At 70.0% G+C, this 16850-nt stretch carries 14 protein-coding genes; 2 read left to right on the forward strand and 12 right to left on the reverse strand.

Features of this window, described 5'->3' with window-relative positions:
• Positions 1–12: 12 nt before the first annotated feature.
• The 6 genes from ACFY5C_RS10810 to ACFY5C_RS10835 form a co-directional block, all read right to left on the reverse strand.
• Positions 13–1257, reverse strand: coding sequence for a DegT/DnrJ/EryC1/StrS family aminotransferase (locus ACFY5C_RS10810; protein WP_389442992.1), 1245 nt, complete (start codon positions 1255–1257; stop codon positions 13–15).
• Positions 1258–1411: 154 nt separating this feature from the next.
• Positions 1412–2539, reverse strand: a complete 1128-nt coding sequence (locus ACFY5C_RS10815; protein WP_389442994.1) for a GNAT family N-acetyltransferase — start codon at positions 2537–2539, stop codon at positions 1412–1414.
• A gap of 175 nt (positions 2540–2714) precedes the next feature.
• Complete coding sequence (locus ACFY5C_RS10820) at positions 2715–3488, reverse strand: class I SAM-dependent methyltransferase (RefSeq protein WP_389443379.1); 774 nt, start codon at positions 3486–3488, stop codon at positions 2715–2717.
• 93 nt (positions 3489–3581) lie between these two features.
• Positions 3582–4799 carry an aminotransferase class V-fold PLP-dependent enzyme gene (locus ACFY5C_RS10825; protein WP_389442996.1) on the reverse strand — a complete coding sequence of 406 codons (1218 nt, stop codon included), beginning with the start codon at positions 4797–4799 and terminating at the stop codon, positions 3582–3584.
• A gap of 4 nt (positions 4800–4803) precedes the next feature.
• Complete coding sequence (locus tag ACFY5C_RS10830) at positions 4804–6147, reverse strand: pyridoxal-phosphate dependent enzyme (protein WP_389442998.1); 1344 nt, start codon at positions 6145–6147, stop codon at positions 4804–4806.
• A complete protein-coding gene (locus tag ACFY5C_RS10835; protein ID WP_389443000.1) occupies positions 6144–7628 on the reverse strand; it encodes a Y4yA family PLP-dependent enzyme in 1485 nt (494 codons plus the stop codon). The genes ACFY5C_RS10830 and ACFY5C_RS10835 overlap by 4 nt, the downstream gene beginning before the upstream one ends.
• 490 nt (positions 7629–8118) lie before the next feature.
• On the opposite strand from ACFY5C_RS10835, the gene ACFY5C_RS10840 reads away from it, so the two are divergent.
• Positions 8119–8439 (forward strand): hypothetical protein, encoded by a 321-nt coding sequence (locus ACFY5C_RS10840; protein ID WP_389443002.1) that lies wholly within the window; start codon positions 8119–8121, stop codon positions 8437–8439.
• A gap of 39 nt (positions 8440–8478) precedes the next feature.
• Here the strand turns inward: ACFY5C_RS10840 and ACFY5C_RS10845 are convergent, their stop codons facing one another.
• The 4 genes from ACFY5C_RS10845 to ACFY5C_RS10860 form a co-directional block, all read right to left on the reverse strand.
• Positions 8479–8889, reverse strand: a complete 411-nt coding sequence (locus ACFY5C_RS10845; protein ID WP_389443004.1) for a VOC family protein — start codon at positions 8887–8889, stop codon at positions 8479–8481.
• 100 nt (positions 8890–8989) lie between these two features.
• Entirely contained in the window at positions 8990–10915 is a 1926-nt protein-coding gene (gene htpG, locus ACFY5C_RS10850) for a molecular chaperone HtpG (RefSeq protein ID WP_389443006.1), read from the reverse strand.
• A gap of 104 nt (positions 10916–11019) precedes the next feature.
• Positions 11020–11760, reverse strand: a complete 741-nt coding sequence (locus tag ACFY5C_RS10855; RefSeq protein ID WP_389443008.1) for a class F sortase — start codon at positions 11758–11760, stop codon at positions 11020–11022.
• A 138-nt stretch (positions 11761–11898) separates the two neighbouring features.
• Positions 11899–12798: a hypothetical protein gene (locus ACFY5C_RS10860; protein ID WP_389443010.1), complete on the reverse strand. Its 900-nt coding sequence runs from the start codon at positions 12796–12798 to the stop codon at positions 11899–11901.
• A 223-nt stretch (positions 12799–13021) separates the two neighbouring features.
• On the opposite strand from ACFY5C_RS10860, the gene ACFY5C_RS10865 reads away from it, so the two are divergent.
• Entirely contained in the window at positions 13022–14116 is a 1095-nt protein-coding gene (locus ACFY5C_RS10865) for an acyltransferase family protein (RefSeq protein ID WP_389443012.1), read from the forward strand.
• A 9-nt stretch (positions 14117–14125) separates the two neighbouring features.
• Here the strand turns inward: ACFY5C_RS10865 and ACFY5C_RS10870 are convergent, their stop codons facing one another.
• Both ACFY5C_RS10870 and ACFY5C_RS10875 read right to left on the reverse strand, forming a co-directional pair.
• Positions 14126–14722, reverse strand: coding sequence for a TetR/AcrR family transcriptional regulator (locus ACFY5C_RS10870; protein ID WP_389443014.1), 597 nt, complete (start codon positions 14720–14722; stop codon positions 14126–14128).
• 19 nt (positions 14723–14741) lie between these two features.
• The gene (locus ACFY5C_RS10875) at positions 14742–16805 is read right to left on the reverse strand and encodes a discoidin domain-containing protein (protein WP_389443016.1); all 2064 of its coding nucleotides are present in this window, start codon (positions 16803–16805) and stop codon (positions 14742–14744) included.
• Positions 16806–16850 lie beyond the last annotated feature (45 nt).

Raw genomic sequence — 16850 nt, forward strand, 5'->3', positions numbered from 1 at the left:
CCACCGCCTTCTCTACTGGCCCAGGGGTGTGGGGGGAGTCTTCGTCGTGGTGTCGGGTTCGGCTGTCCGGGCCGGGATCGGAGGGTGTGCCGGGGTCGCCAGTTCCCTGGTCAGAGCGTCGGTGATCCTGCGGGCCAGGAGGGGGTCGGCCGGCAGGGTGTGTGCGGCGAACCAGCGGGCCGCCGTGGGGTCGGGGGACGGTTCGACGAACTCGGCACCCGCATAGTCGTCGAGCGGCGGGTCGTAGACGTAGCCCGCGACCACGCCGTGGTCGACCAGGCGTGCCACGAGGGCGTTGCGGTCGTGGACCAGCAGCGGCACCCGGAACAGTCCCGGAGGGCCGTCGTGTGCCGTCCGCTCGCGCAGGGCCGGGGTGGCCCAGGTGGTGCCCGCCAGCAGCGAGACACCGGCCCGGCGGCGGGCGAGGTCACCGTCGAGCAGGGCCATCCGCAGCTCCAACTGCCCCCGTACCAGGGCCCCGTGGCGCGAGCGGAACCCGTGCAGGTCGACCCGTACCCAGGGCTCGTAGGCGGCCAGGCTCGGCGCGTGGCGGGCGCTGCCGGCGAGGCGCGGCGCGTGCAGGGCCATGCGGAAGTCGTCGCGCTCGAGCAGCCCCAGGCGCTGCATCGTGCGCCAGACCGGGCGGACCAGGTGGAGCGAGCGTACGGCGGACCGTGCCAGTGGGCGCAGGGTGGTGGTCAGGTCGTGGCGGAGGCGGCGCGGGGTCAGCAGGTCGTCGCGCAGCAGCTCCAGTTCCCGTCGGGTGCGTACGTCGTCGACGGCGAGGAAACCGCCGGCCATCCCCGCGACATGCTTGGACAGGCTGAACGCCGCCGCCTGTCCGAAGGTGCCGATCGGCTGCCCGTCCACATGGGTGCCGATGGCGTGCGCGGCGTCCTCGATCAGGGGGATCCCCAACTCGTCGCACCGGCGGCGCAGTTCGACGACCCGGTCCGGCATGCCGTAGAGGTTGGTGGTCAGCACGGCGTCCACGTTGCGCCACGTGGTCTCCGGTACGGCGGCCGGGTCGATGTTGCCGTCCCACTGGGACACGGGGGCCTGGACGGGGCGCAGTCCGGCGGCGAGGACGACGAAGAGGATCACGTCGTCGTTCACCGGGGACATCAGCACCCGCCCGCCCGGCCGGCACCAGCGCCGCAGCGCCAGGTAGAGGGCGATTCGGGCCGAGGGCGTGTAGACGCATTCGCGTCCGATGCGCCGTGTCATCATCGCGGCGAGCCGCGATCCGTACGGCATGGTCACCTCTTCCGTGGAAGGGTCCGACGAAGGGCCGCCCGAGGTGGGCGGTGTGCGCTCGTGGGCGTCGTGAGAGGCCCCGTGCAGGAGTTCCTGGGCAGCGAAGGCCGGGGCTACGACGCCGAGGCGGCGAAGGACGAGGGCCGGGCCCCGCTCAGCGGGCGCGGGCTCCCGCTCCTGGCGAGTGGGTCAGGACCGAAGTGCGCAGCGAGCCGACGGTCTTCAGCAGCCGGTCGGCGGGCTCGCGCAGCCCGGGGTGGGCCAGGACCGTGTTCCTGAGGCCGCGCACCGGTCTGCGCCACATCCGGTGTGCCGTCGCCACCGGGTGCGGGCGCACCGCGAACCCTTCGGCCACCCGCAGCTCACGGGACTTCAGCCAGTCCTTGTACTCCTTCTCGCCGCGCCCCATGTCCATGACCGTCACACCGTCCCGGCCCGCGGCGTCGGCCATCCGCAGATGCATCATCAGTCCGGGCGAGTAGTAGCCGAACTCGGGGTCGTAGGCGGTGAACCAGGCCGCGAACACCGTGCGCGACCTCGGCCCGAAGTGTGCGGCGACCGGCCGGTCACCGGCGTACACCACGGACAGGATGCCGGTGAAGTGCTCCTCGCGAACCTGGAAGAGGCGGTCCACCAGGTCGACGATCCACGGCTTGGAGAAGCGGTCCATCCGCCCCGTCCTGCGGTACTGGGCGGACTTCCACCGCATGAGGGTGCGCAGTACGCGCGGGTCGCGCTCGTCGTAGACGAAGCGCACCTCGCCCACGTTCCGCCCCAGGCGCCGCTCCTTCTTCAGCGTCGTCTTGGCGAGCCCCGGGTACGCGCCACGCAGCCAGTCGGCGTAACTGCCCTCGCCGGGCTTGAGGTCGAGCACGGGCGAGGCGAACGTCCCCGTGACGTAGGGGCCGAAGGGCTTTTGCTCCTCGACGAGGTGGTCGAACTCGAAGACGGACAGATTGCAGGCCCGCAGCAGTTCCCGGGTGTCCCAGGTGACGCCCGGCCGGTGCACCAAGGCCTGGCAGTCGGAGAGTCCCAGGCCGATGGCCTTGCCGACGCCGTACGCGTTGCGCTCGTAGGGCAGGAAGCCGACGGCCTCCCCGTCCTCGTGCAGGACCGCCACCCGCGCTCCACCGCGGGACCTGCCGACCCCGATCGCGAACTCGGGCGCCAGGAACGGGTTGGCGTAGTCGGGCGACTCGTCCATCGCCCGGTGCCACGCCCGGCGCAGCGACTCGTTCAGTTCCTCGGGTCTGTGAATCGTGATGGCGCTAGTGGACCGCATGGCGACCGCTCCCCCCAGAATCCCCCAAAGAAGCGCCTAGTGGCGCCTCGCCGCATTTCCCCCAAGTCGAACCTTGCGGCGAGGCTCAAACGTCGCGAAACAGCACGCACGCTGTCAAGATGCCTGATGAATCCTTTAGCTGTGCTTGGTAACCAGGGCGCGACGGCGGCTCGGGTCAGCGGACCGCGACGACGACATGACTGTCGCCGTACTGCCAGACGGTTCCGGCATGGCCGAACCCCGCCTGCCGCAGCAGCCGTTCGTGGGCGGCCGCGGACAGGTGCGCCGCGCTGTCGGTTCCGGCGGCCGGCTGCCGTCGGCATCGGCGTCGGCGTTCGGCGAGGAGGTCGGCCAGCTCGGGATCGGCCGCGGCGGACTTCCACCAGCCGTCCCAGTCCTCGTGCGCCAGGGCGTGCCCCCGCTCGGCGTGGCGGCGTCCGACGCACCTCGCGAGCCCTGCCAGCGCGGTGTCGTCGTGCGGGAAGTGGTCGCCGTTGACGAGGACGCCGCCGGGCCGCAGCAGCGCGGCGAGTTGCCGGTAGGTGCGGTGCAGGGCGTCCGGGCTGAGGTAGTGCAGTGCCGTCGTCGACACGGCCGCGTCGAGCGGGCGGTCGAGACCCAGGGCGTGGGTCCAGCCCTCCTCGCCGATCACCGCGTCGACGTAGCGGGCCGCGTCCGAGTGATGGGTGCGGGCCAGCTCCAGCAGCAGCGGGTCCATGTCCACGCCCACGATGTCCGCGTACGGCAGCCGCCGGGCCAGCCGAGCCGCCAAGGAGCCGGGACCGCAGCCGAGGTCGACGACCAGCGGCCGGTCCGAGCGGCCGGTCACGGCCTGCTCCACGACATCGGCGATCACGGTGAACCGCTCCTCGCGGTCGACTGCGTACCGCTGCTGCTGACGCTCCCAGCGCTCCACCCACCGCTCCGCCGTCGCCAGGCTCAGCCCCATCCCGTCGTGCACCTCGCCGTTCCGCACCCGTCCGCACCGTCTGCGCAGACCCTACAGGTGGAAACGGTTCCCATTCCCTCTGATGACGGTACGTCACCCGAGCGTGGCAAGGACGGTCAATAACCGGTCTACTTCCTCGGCGGTGTTGTAGACGTGCAGACTCACCCGCACCGAGCCGGTCCGCTCCCCCGCGCTGCCCTGGCAGTGCTGGTCGGAGCGGATCATGAAGCCGTGGCTGAAGAGGATGAAGCCGAGGTCTGCGGAGTCGACGGCGCGGTGGCGGAAGGTGACGATGCCCTGGCGTCGCTGCACGGGCGAATCGGCGGCCAGGCTGCTCTGGCAGCCGAGGATCTCGTACGCGTCGAGGTGACGCAGACCGTCGGTGAGGCGGGCCGCCAAGGCGACGGTCCACCGCTCGATCCGGTCGGGGCCGGCCGCGTCCAGCCAGTCCAGGGCGCTGGTGAGGGACGCGATGCCGACGGTGTTGGGGGTACCCGACCAGCCGCCCGGCGTGAACTGCGGCCCGCGGGCCTGACGGGCCCAGACGGCCCCCGTGCCGGGCAGGGCCATGGCCTTGTGCCCCGAGAAGACGACGAAGTCGACGTCCAGATCGGCCACGGACAACGGCAGATGGCCGACGCTCTGGGCGGCGTCCAGGCAGATGACCGCGTCGGGCCCGACCGCCTGCCGGATGCGGTGGATGTTCATGTTGCCGCCGTACACGTGGTGGACATGGCTCGCGGCGACGAACCGGGTCCGCGGGCCCGCCAGTCGGGTGAGCGTGGTGTGGTCGTAGTCGCCGGACGCCCGCTGGTACGGCATCGGCCGCACGCTGATGTGGACGCCCTTTCGGGCCAGTTCCCGCTGGACCTCCAGCCAGGGCGCGATGTTCGCCTCGTGGTCGGCGACCGGGACGACCAGCTCGTCCCCGTCGGCGAGGAGCCCGGGCAGCCAGTCACGGGCGATGGTGCGCAGCCCCTCGGTGGTGCCGCTCGTGAAGTGCACGGCCGAGCATTCCGGAGCGGGGTCGTCGAGGAACAGTTTCACCCGGTCGCGGGCCTGCTCGATCAGCGCTGTGGTCCGGTTGGCCCAGGGGTAGGTGCCGCGTCCGGCGTTGGCGTTGGTCGTGGTGAGGTAGGCGTGGACGGTGTCGAGCACGTCCTGTGGCTTCTGGGCGGTGGCAGCGCTGTCGAGGTAGGCCAGCTCCGGGTGCGCGGTGATGATCGGGAACCGGGAGCGCAGCGCACTCTGCCACGCGCCCAACTCCGCGATGACGTCGGTGCCTTGGGTGCCGGTCCTGGGTGAGGTCATGGCGTCAGTCCCGCACGAGGGGTGCGCCCGCGTCACGCCAGGCGATGATGCCGCCGGTCAGGCTGCGGACGTCAGGATGCCCCATCCGGGTCAGCAGGGCGGCGTGGCGGGCGGACTTCTCGCCGACCGGACAGGCCAGCAGGACGGGACGGCTGCGGCTGAACGGCAGTCCGCCGTGCAGGAGTTCCTCGAAGAGCTCGTCGACGATGTTGACGGAGCCGTCGATGTGCAGGGCGGCGTAGGCGTAGGGGCTGCGCAGGTCGACGACGAGCGGTTCGCCGGTGGCGATCCACTTCTGGGCGTCGCAGACGCCGATGGCCGGTGCCGTGCGCACCTCGGCCTCCGACAGATCGGCCGGGGAGTTCCTGCGCGGCGGGCGGCCGAAGAGGTCGGGGCGCCGCTGCCGGACGTAGCTCAGGTAGCTCTCGACGCGGTCGCAGACGATGAAGACCGCCGACCGCCGCTCCGCGCCTTCCTCGTCGCACCCATCTTCCAACTCCTCGTCGACGGCGCGCAGTTGGCGTACGGCCCCGAAGTAGGCGGCGCCTCCGGTGGGTCCGGCGAGGATGCCGCAGCGGCGGTTGAGGGTCAGCATCCCCTCGATCGCCTCGTCGGCGCCGACCGCCTCGATCGTGTCGTAGGTGCCGGGGTCGAACAGACCCACCTCGTGCGCCTCGTCGATGGTGCGGATGCCGGGGATGAAGTCGGACTTGGCGGCGACCAGGCCGGCGACCCGTACGGCGGGGTCGTGCTCGCGCAGTGCGCGGGCGACGCCCGTGGAGGAGCCGGCGGTGCCCACGCAGGCGATGAACCAGTCCGGGGCCCGGCCGTCCAGGTCCTTGACGATCTCCGGGCCGGTGCCGGTGAAGTGGGCTTCGGTGTTGCGCGGGTTGAAGTACTGGTCGGTGTGCAGATACGTGCTGTCGGGCTCGGAGAGGGTGCGGTGGAACAGGGTGAGCGGGTCGTCGGTCGCGGTCGGGTCCAGGCACTCGCTCTGGCCGGGCAGTTCCTCGATCTGCGCGCCCAGCAGCAGGAGCAGGTCCTTGATCTCGGGGATGCGCATCCGGTTGGTGACGCTCTTGAAGGTCAGGCCGTGCATGCCCGCGAGGACGGCCAGGGCCTTGGCGGTGTTGCCGCTCGACAGCTCCACGACCTGGCCGCCCTCCCCGGCCGCGGCGGCCAGGTGCGGACGCGCCATGTTCCAGGCGGCCCGGTCCTTCACAGATCCGAAGGGATTGAGCAACTCCAGCTTGGCGTACAGGTCGATGTGCCTCAGGCCGTGCACGGCCGGGTCGATGCGCACCAGCGGTGTGTTGCCGATGGCCTCGGTGATGCTGTCGTACCTCACTGCGCTCCCCCCACGGGTGTGGTCGGCCAGTACTGGTCGTCCAGGCACCAGCGCCACGCGTCGCCCTCCTGCCAGGCGGCGACCTTGCGCGCGACGGGCTGGTGCTGGGCACGGGTGGCGTGGAAGTCCATGCAGTAGCCGGCCGTGTTGGCGAAGGCCAGCAGGTCGCCCGGTTCGGGGCGGCGGGGCAGGAAGACCGTGCGGCGGGTGATCAGATCGGACTCCAGACACAGGCTGCCGAAGAGGTGAACGGCGACGGGTTCGGTACGGGTGCCGGCACCGGCGGCTCCGTTCGTCGTGTGCCGTGGCAGGACGACGGGGTCCACGAGCACCCCGTGCTCCTCCAGGGCCACGTCGTCGGCCTTCGCGGCCAGCCGTACGGCAAGAGGACCGCCAATCTCCTGGTCGCGGACCTCCAGCACCTTGGTCAGCGTCAGTCCGCACTGGTCGAGCAGTGCTCGGCCGGGTTCGGTGTACAGGTCGTAGAGGTGCTCGAGGAGCTGGGCCGCCAGGGGGCGGCCGCCGAGGGAAGCGGCCGGGTGCGCGAGCAGTTCGTCGAGGTAGCGGGCGCCGGCGACCGGTCGGTGGGCGGGGTACAGGCCGAGAGCTCCGCGCAGGGTGCCTGCTTCGTTGCGCAGGCCATAGCCGTGGCCGCCGTAGGTCAACGGCGGGCGGGTGCCCAGGACGGCTTCGGTGAGTTCGGTGGTGTACCGGTCCCATTGGCCGCCGTCGGCGAGGTAGTTGGTGCCGAAGCCGCCGCCGAGATCCACGGCCCGGGGCCTGAGCCCGCGGCTCCGGCACTCCTCCAGCACCCGCAGACAGCCCTCCAGCGCCGTGGCCTTCTCGGTGAGGCTCGTCGTGTCCAGGTGGTACGCCACGCCGACCAGGTCGACGACGTCGCCGTGCCGCTCGACGGCCTCCAGCAGCGGGGCCAACTCGCCCACGTCGGTGCCGAATCGGCTCCGTCGGCTCAACACCCGGACGCCGGAGGCCTCGAAGCCCGACAGCCGGAGCAGGATGCGGGTCCTGGGCAGCACGTGTTTGCGTACCAGCGCGGCGAGTTGCTCCAGTTCGCCTCGGGTGTCCAGGCTGACGGTGACCGACGTCCGGGCCGCCAGCCACAGGAATTCCGCGTTCTTCGGCCCCGTCGCCGTGATCCGGTCGGGGGTGAAGCCGGCGCCGAGGGCATGCTGCAGCTCCCCGAGGGAAGCGACGTCCACGCCGGCGTCCGTGGCGGCGAGCCGGCGCAGCAGGGCGCTGGACCGGTTGGCCTTGTGGGCGAGGTACACCTGGCCGGAGAGATGGTGACTGCCGTACACCGCGCGGAACTGCGAGAGGTTGTCGGCGAGTTGGTCGGGCACGACGACGTTCAACGGCGACCCGAGGCCTTCCGCAAGCGTGTGCAACAGGTCCGGGACGTTCAGCAACGAGCGCAGCCGCGACTCCAGCCGCGGTTCGAGAAACAAGGGCTGCCCGCCCATGCCTGGCCCCTCCTCAGCGCTGCGGGCCCGACACTCCGGGCGCTGACGGACACTCCCCGCGGTTTGCCGTATAGCTCCTTTCCCTGGCCGCGCGTGGTCTACGCCCCGTACCTGCCCTGCTGGGCGGTACGTCAACAGGTGGGCTGAAAATCACCGTGCCCCTGACTGACCACGGGCCGGTCCCGGAGCCGCCCATTCCGTGGTAAGGACACTGCAGTTGACGTGACAGACGGGTGGGAGCGCTGTGTTCGGTGGACGTGCGGCAGTCGTCCTGGTCGTGGCGGGTGCACTGGGACTGGCCGGCTGCGCCGACTCGCCCGCACCGCCGCGCTCGGCAACACCCCCGGCGTCGCAGACGCCGGCCTCTCCCGCGCCCTCTCCTTCGGCGTCCCCGGGTTCCTCGACGTCCCCGAGCCCCTCGACGTCCCCGAGCCCCTCGACGTCCCGGGGTCCCTCTCCGGTCCCCGTCACCGGACCGGATCAGGTGCTGGTGACCATGGTGGTCACCGGTGGTTACGCGGGCGTGCACAAGGAGGTGACCCTGCGGGGCGACGGCGCCGTGCACACCGACGACAAGGGGGAACGCGCCGTCCGTCGCACGGGCGCGGCGGAGTTCACGGAGCTGCGGACGCTGCTCGGTGATCCGGCGCTGGACGAAGTCTCCGACGTCACCAGGGACATGGAGGGGGCGGACATGTTCCAGTACACGCTCCGCTTCGACGGCCGGACCGTCATGACGGACCGCTCCGCCGACGAGCCGGCCCTCGACCGGCTCGTCGACGCGCTGAGCGAGTGGCTGCCGCAGCCGTGACCCCAACAGTCGCGCCGGAGCTGACCTGCCAGACCGCGCTCAGCCGGCCTGACCGGCGATGTTGACCATCCACGTGATGCCGAAGCGGTCCGTGCACATGCCGAAGACGTCGCCCCACATCTGCTTGTCCAGCGGCACCGTCACCGTGGCGTCGGCGGACAGCTTCTCCCAGTAACCGCGCAGTTCGGCGTCGTCGTCGCCGCTGAGGCTCACGGAGATGTTGTTGCCGGGCCGGTGGTCGTCCATCGGGGTGTCGGCGCCCATCAGGGTGAACCCGTTGGGGGCCTCCAGCATGCCGTGCATGATCTTGTCGGCCATCGGAGTGTCCTTCTGACCGAACTCGCCGTAGGTGTTGAGCACCAGGGTGCCCCCGAAGACGTCCTTGTAGAACTCCATCGCCTGCCGGGCATCGCCGGCGAAGGTGATGTAGGGGTTGAGTCGCGAGGCCATGGATCCTCCAGGAATAGGGCCGGAAGCCGACTGCAAGGAACGTAGCGCGGGCCACTGACAACGGCCCGCGCACACGACCACATGGCCTACGGCGCACCGCCTACAGGGTGCGTTCCAACCGGTCCGCCACCAGCTTCACGAACCGCGCGGGGTCCTTCGGCTGACCGCCCTCGGCGAGCACCGCCAGCGTGTGGAGCAGGTCGGCGGACTCGGCGAGCTCGGAGCGGTCCTCGCGCTCCTTGTACGCCTGATTCAGGCCCTTCACCAGCGGATGGCCCGGGTTGAGCTCCAGGATCCGCTTGGTGCGCGGCACCTCCTGGCCCATCGCCCGGTACATGTTCTCCAGGGCCGGCGTCAGATCGTGCGCGTCCGAGACGACGCAGGCCGCGGAGACGGTGAGCCGCGCGGACAGGCGCACCTCCTTGATGTCCTCGTCCAGTTGCTCCTGCATCCAGCCGAGCAGGGCGGCGTAGTCCTCGGCCTGCTTCTCGCGCTCCTCGCCGGCCTTCTCGTCGTCCCCGGCCGCCAGGTCGATCTCACCCTTGGTGACGGAGCGCAGCCGCTTGCCCTCGTACTCGCCCACGGCGTCGACCCACACCTCGTCGACGGGGTCGGTGAGCAGCAGGACCTCGATGCCCTTGTCGCGGAACGCCTCCATGTGCGGGGAGTTCTCGATGCTCTGCCGGGACTCGCCGGTGATGTAGTAGATGTCGTCCTGGCCGTCCTTCATCCGCTCGGCGTACTGGGCCAGGGTGGTCGGCTCGTCGTCGCCGTGGGTGGTGGCGAAGGACGACACGGCGAGGATGGCGTCGCGGTTCTCGGTGTCGGAGAGCAGCCCCTCCTTCAGGACGGTGCCGAACTCCCGCCAGAACGTGGCGTAGCGGTCGGCGTCCTTGGTCATGAACTCCTTGACCGTGGACAGGACCTTCTTCGTCAGCCGGCGCTGCATCATCCGGATGTGCCGGTCCTGCTGGAGGATCTCGCGGGAGACGTTCAGCGAGAGGTCGGCCGCGTCGACGACGCCCTTGACGAAGCGGAGGTACGGCGGCAGCAGCGCCTCGCAGTCGTCCATGATGAAGACGCGCTTCACATAGAGCTGCACGCCACGCTTGAAGTCGCGCGTGAACAGGTCGTGCGGGGCGTGGGAGGGGACGAACAGCAGGGCCTGGTACTCGAAGGTGCCCTCCGCCTGCAGCCGGATCGTCTCCAGCGGCTCGCGCCAGTCGTGGCTGATGTGCTTGTACAGCTCGTGGTACTCGTCGTCGGAGACCTCGTCGCGCGAACGCGCCCACAGGGCCTTCATGGAGTTCAGCGTCTCGGGCTCGGGCGCGGTGTCCGCGTCACCTTCACCGTCACCCTCGCCGGGGGCGGCAGCCTCCGGGACCATCCGGATCGGCCAGGTGATGAAGTCCGAGTACCGCTTGACGATCTCCCTGATCTTCCAGGGCGAGGTGTAGTCGTGGAGCTGGTTCTCGGGGTCGGCGGGCTTGAGGTGGAGCGTGACCGACGTGCCCTGCGCGGCGTCGGCGACCGTCTCCAGCGTGTACGTGGCCTCGCCGCGCGACGTCCAGCGGGTGCCCTGGCTCTCGCCGGCCCGCCGGGTCACCAGCGTCACCTCGTCCGCCGCCATGAAGCCGGAGTAGAAGCCGACACCGAACTGGCCGATCAGCCCCTCCGCCCCTGCCGCGTCCTTGGCCTCCTTCAGCTCCTGAAGGAAGGTGGCCGTGCCGGAGTTGGCGATGGTGCCGATGAGCTTGCCCACCTCGTCGTACGACATCCCGATGCCGTTGTCCCGCACCGTGAGGGTGCGGGCCTCCTTGTCGACGTCGATCTCGATGTGCAGGTCTGACACGTCGGCGTCGAGGGCGTCGTCCCGCAGCTTCTCCAGGCGCAGCTTGTCGAGCGCGTCGGATGCGTTGGAGACGAGCTCCCGCAGGAAGACATCCTTGTTCGAGTAGACCGAGTGGATCATCAGCTGGAGCAGCTGACGGGCCTCTACCTGGAACTCAAACGTCTCGGTCGGCATGGTTAGCGACTACCTCACAGGTTCTGTCACCGGAACTGGTCGCAGTCACTGTAAGACACGAGGTCAGCGCGGAGTGCCGGGATACGGAACGTAGCCCTTGCGGTTCAGACGAGGTGGGCGAAGACGACCAGGTTCGCCGTGTAGTCCCGGACCTGACGGTCGTAGTCCCCCGCACACGTGATGAGGCGGACCTGGGCCCGGGCGGTGTCGCGGTACACGCGCTCGCTGGGGAAGGTGTCCTTGTCGAAGGTCTCCGCGCTGTCGACCACGAAGGACGCCTTGCGCCCGTCGGCCCGCAGCACCTGGAAGCGGTCCCCCTTCCGCAGCTCGCTCAGCCTCGCGAAGACCGCGGCGGAGGTCGCCGTGTCCACGTGTCCGGCGATGATCGACGTGCCCGTCTCACCGGGGGACGCCCCCTTGGCGTACCAGCCGACGAGGTTGGTGTCGTGGGCCGGCGGGGGGTTGAGCCGGCCGGCACTGCCGACGGCCAGGTCGGTGAAGGGCGCGTCGACCGAGATCTTGGGGATGAGCAGCCGCACCGGCCGGGACCGCGCCAGATGCTTGCCCACGGGGCGCCGGGCCGGCGAGTCCGACCTGGCTCCCGGTGGGGCATGGGATTCGGCCTCCCCCGGCGCCTGCGATCCCACCGCCGGCAGGGCCTTTGGCGCACGGCCGCCGTCGGATGCCCCGTCCTGGGCGCCGGGCAGGGTCACCACCAGCACCAGGGCGGCGACCACGCTCCAGAACGTCGCCGCGGCCGCGCGCCTTATCCGCCGCGAGGTCGCGGAACCGGTGTCGGAACGGGCCGGGTCGTTCTCGGGGGACGAGGGACAGCCGGCGGCCATGGGGCACCACCTCACTCAGGCACAGCAGCGGACACAGCAGGGGAAGCAGGACGAGGAAAGCAGGGGGACGACCCGCGGGACCGCCGCGACGCACGGCGCACGTGCGGCGGCCACAGCGGCTATGTCATCCGGCATCGGTCACGCCACGGATCCGGCAGCCTTCTTGCGACGGAGCACGTACATGCCGGCGCCGGCGGCACCGAGCACGGCCAGACCACCCGCGGTGACACCCGGCGAGGCGAGACCGCCACCGCCCGTGTGCATACCGCCACGCGGCCCGTCGTGGTCGCCACCACCCCACGACTCCTTGTCGTGGTCGCCGCCGTACGAGTCGTTCTCGTGGTCGCCCTTCCACGAGTCGTCGCCGTGGTCCTCTTCCTTCCACGAGCCCTTGTCGTGGTCGCCGTGTCCCTCGTCCTTGCTGCGGTAGCTGTCCGGGTCGTGCTTCGGGTCCTTGTCGCCGCCCCAGTCGTCACCGTTGGTCACGGCCGCAAGCGCTCCGCCACCGGTGTGCACCCCACCGTGCGGCTTCTCGTGCTTGCTCTCCTCGTCGTACTTGCCCTCCTCGTCGTGCTTGCTCCCCTCGTCGTGCTTGCCCTCCTTGTCGTGCTTGCTCTCCTCGTCGTGCTTGCTCTCCTCGTCGTGCTTGCTCTCCTCGCCCTTGTCCTTGTAGCCGTCCGAGTCGTCCTTCTCCTTCTCCTTCTCCTTGTCCCCGCCCCAGTCGTCACCCTTGAACAGGGCCGCAAGCGCTCCACCACCCGTGTGCATCCCGCCACGCGGCTCGTCGTGCTTGCTCTCCTTGTCGTGCTCCTTGCTGTAGGAGTTGTCCTCGTGCTTCTTGTCGGAGGACTCCTCCTCGTGCTTCTTGCCGGAGGACTCCTCCTCGTGGTCCTTGCTGTAGGAGTCGCTGTCGTGATCCTTGCTGTGGGAGGTGTCTTCCTGGTCCCAGTCGCCCGTCGTGATGGCGTGGGCGGCGGGCGCGATCGCCAGAGCGGCCGTGGCCGTCGCGGTGGCGAGCAGCATGCGGACAGAGCGCATAGTGAGTCCTTCCGTCACGGCCTGGGCGGCTGACGCTTCATCACCACTGGAGCCAGGCCTGACGTGATCCACCGTCAGCCAATCCACCGGGTCGCACCATTCGGAGCGATCACATGGGTTACGACCACACCCCTACGGCCCTACGACGCCGTCCACCGGGCGCCCGGGGAGCCGCGGCCCCCAGCGGAGGTTTGCCCGGGCCATAAGTGGTGAGACGCGTGGGATGCCGAAGCACACCGTCACGGCTCCCGCGCCTGTCACAGCCCTATCACCTGCGCCTTCGCAGCAGCGGGACGCCTTCTTCGACAACGCCAAGTACGCGGCGATCGTCCTGGTGGCGGTCGGCCATGCGTGGGAACCGCTGCGGGACGGCAGCCGGACGGTCAGCGCGCTGTACATGCTGGTGTACGCCTTCCACATGCCGGCGTTCATCGTGATCTCCGGATACTTCTCCCGAAGCTTCGAAGGCCGCCCGCCGCAGCTCAGACGGCTGGTGACCGGTCTCGTCGTCCCGTACGTCGTCTTCGAGACGGCGTACACCCTGTTCACCCGGTGGACGGACCAGGAACCCGACCGCCCGATCAGCCTGCTGGACCCGCTGTATCTGACGTGGTTCCTCGCGTCCCTCTTCCTGTGGCGGCTGAGCGCACCCCTGTGGCGGCGGGTGCGCCTGCCGCTGCCGCTGGCGCTCGCCGTGGCGATGCTGGCCACCCTCTCGCCGTCCATCGGCAACGACCTCGATCTCCAGCGCACCCTGCAGTTCCTGCCGTACTTCGTGCTGGGTCTTTTCCTGCGCCCGGAGCATTTCCGGATGGTGCGCCGTCGCGCGGTGCGGATCGCGGCCGTGCCCGTGTTCGTGGCCGCGTTCGTGGTGGCGTACTGGGCGGTGCCGCGGATGGCCGGGGCTTGGTTCTACCACCGCGACAGTGCCGAGGAGCTGGGCGCGCCCCAGTGGTACGGGGCCGTGATGACGCCGGTGCTGTTCGCCTGCTCGCTGGTCCTGGTGGCCTGCTTCCTCGCCTGGGTGCCCGGGCGGCGGATGTGGTGCACGGTGCTGGGCGTGGGCACGCTGTACGGCTATCTGCTGCACGGGTTCGTCGCCCAGGCATCCAAGTACTTCGGCTGGTACGACCCCGCCTGGATGCGGCAGCCCATCGGCCCGGTCGTTGTCGGCGTCGTCGCAGCGGTGGTCGTGACCGTGCTGTGCACTCCCCCGGTGCGGCGGGCGCTGCGGTTCGCGGTGGAGCCGGACATGCGGTGGCTCTTCCGGCGGGACGCGACGCAAGAGGCCCGCGATCGGGCAGCCGTATCCGGGTGAGCGCCCCCGTCAGGTTTCGCACACCAGTCCGGCGATGTGCGCGGTGACCGTGTCGAGGATGCCGTTCCAGGCCGCGTCGTCGCCGAGGACGAGGTAGTTGAGGGTGAGGCCGTCGGTCATGGCGGCCAGATAGCGGGCCAGTACCGGGACGGGTACGCGGAGCCGGACGCCCATGGTCTGCCGCAGCTGCTCGATGAGCTCGGCGTACGTCTCGGCGTACAGCTCGTACTGGCGGCGTGCCAGGTGCTCGAAGCCGGGCTGGCGCAGGGCGTACTGCGCCAGCTCGTAGGTGAGCATGTGCTCGTCCGGGTGGGCGCGGACGTGGTCCCAGTACGCCTCGAAGCCGGCCCGGACGGTCTCCTCGAGGGTGGCCCGGGGCCGTAGGGCCTGCTTCACCACCGTCACGTAGTGCCCGGTGATGGTGGTGATGACGGACTCGATCAGCTCCTGCTTGGAGTCGAAGCAGTAGTGGAAGACGCTCAGCGAGACGCCCGCCTCGGCGGCGATGGACCGGGTGGTCGTCCTGGGGACGCCGTCCCGGGCCATCGCCCTGATCGCCGCTTCGGTGAGCTGTCGCCGCCGCTCGGCGGACGGCAACCGTGCCATGGAGCCCCTCTCGTGGGTGTCAGCCGCTGTGGACGCCGACCTCGTAGAGGGAGTAGCCCCAGTCGGTGCCTCGGTCCAGGCCCTGGACACGTACGTACCTGGCCGGTGTGGAGCTGAAGCGGGCCGTGTCGAGGCCGCCGTCACCGGCCGTCGTGGACCAGGCGGTCTGCCAGTTCACTCCGTCGGTGGACAGCTCGATGCGGTACGACTTCGCGTACGCGCGTTCCCAGTCGAGCGTGACCCGCTTGACCACGCGGGTGGAGCCGAGGTCGACCTTGTACCACTGGTCGTCGCTCCAGTCGCTCGCCCAGCGGGTGCCGCCGTCGCCGTCGACGGCCCGCCCCGGCTTGTAGCTCGTGAACAGGCTCCACTCCGAGGAACTGGCCGACGTGCTGGCGCCGCGCGCGAGATTGACGCCGGCCTCGTGGTTCTCGGAGGCCGCCCAGGTGTTGAGGTAGGACTCGGCGCCCCGGAAGAGGTCGTCGACCACGTCCTGGCCGCCGACGCGGCGGATGTCCTCGATCCAGTCGGGCACGAGGCCGTAGTGGGCGGCGCCGTCGGTGTTCAGGTCCCAGGTGCGCTGACCGGTGGTCTGCCGGTCGATGACGGAGCCGCCGTCGACGCTCTTGAAGGGGTACGTCACCTTGTTCGGGGCGTCCGCTCCGCGCGGGCCCGGCCAGCCGCCGACGCCGTTCATGTCGGTGCCGTAGCCGTAGCCGACGCCGTACTTGTCCCGGAGGGCCTCCGTGCGCTTCGCCTCGGAGATGAAGCCGTCGGAGCCGTGCATGTACTGGGCGATGAAGCCGCCGAGGCCGTAGACCCGCTCGGTCCAGTCCATGTCCATCCAGCTGTGCGAGGAGAGCACGCCGGGGTAGGACGCGGACTCGAAGATGTCGAGCACCCGGCCGGTGGCCTTGACGCTCATGTGGTCGATCTCCAGCATCATCCCGCGGTTCATCATGCCGCGGACGGCGTACTCGCCGAGATCGGTGAGCCCTCTGACGTTGCACTGGGCGTCAGCGCTGTACGAGGGGACCTCTGTGCCCGCCGGGAGCTTCCTCTCGGCTGCGGCCGCCGCCGCGTTGCCGATGGGGTTGTCGTGCTGCGGACCCTTGCACGTCTCGGTCTTCCAGAAGGTGCCGGTCGACAGGAACTGGCCGACGTTGATGGCCGTTCCGAGCGAGCCGGAGTCGAAGCGGACCCCGCACAGGGCGTTGTCGAACTTGTGGCACAGGAACATGCTGCGCACGCCCAGCGCGTGCAGCTCGTCCAGGCCCTTGTCGATGTCCTCCTTGCTGCACTGCGCGATGTCGAGGATCTGCTTGCAGCCGAAGGGCTCGGAGGTCTCGACGCCGAGGATGACCGCCAGCTTGCCCTGTTCGATGACCTCACGGGCCTGCGCGCTGTCGGTGACGACGCGGAACCAGCCCTTGCCGGTGCCGCCGTACATCTTGTCGACGAAGGCCTGCATGTCGTACGTCAGCTTGGCCTGCAGCCGGATGGACGTCATCTCGTCACAGCTGCGGTCCTTGAAGAAGTAGACCGAGCAGATCACGCCGTTGGTGACGAGGTCGTTGACCAGCACGCGCTGGCCGCCGCGCCAGGCCCGCTCGACCCAGGCGTAGTAGTTCTGCTGGTGGGTCAGCGAGTCGTGCGCGGGCCAGTCCTTGAAGGTCGGCCAGCCGTTTGGGTCGTGCTTGCCGTCACCGCCGTTGGTGATGAAGTCGAAGATCGCGAGCGAGCCGTCGGGGTAGTGCTCGGGGCAGTCCTTGAGGGCGTCGGCGACGCCGGCCTCGGAGAACGGCTTTCCGCAGATCAGGCGTCCACCGAAGGCCTCGTTGGAGAAGATGTGGTCGTGCGCGTCCACGAAGCCGCGCACCTCGCCCTGGGCGTTGGTCCCCTTGAAGGGCTCCCCCGTGACGTTGACCTGTGAGTCCGGCGCCGGCCGTGCTGTCGGGTTCCACCAGTCGGTTCCGGCCGCCGAACTCGGCGCGGAGCCCAGCGCGAGGGACAGCACGAGCAGGAGGAGCGACACCACGGTCACGTTCTTGCGTCTGCGGTACGGGCGTCCGGAACTGGTCACAGCCCACGTCCCTCGGTCGGCGGGATCGCGCGGTCGACTGATTGT

The sequence above is a fragment of the Streptomyces sp. NPDC012935 genome, assembly GCF_042900345.1.
GTDB lineage: Bacteria > Actinomycetota > Actinomycetes > Streptomycetales > Streptomycetaceae > Streptomyces.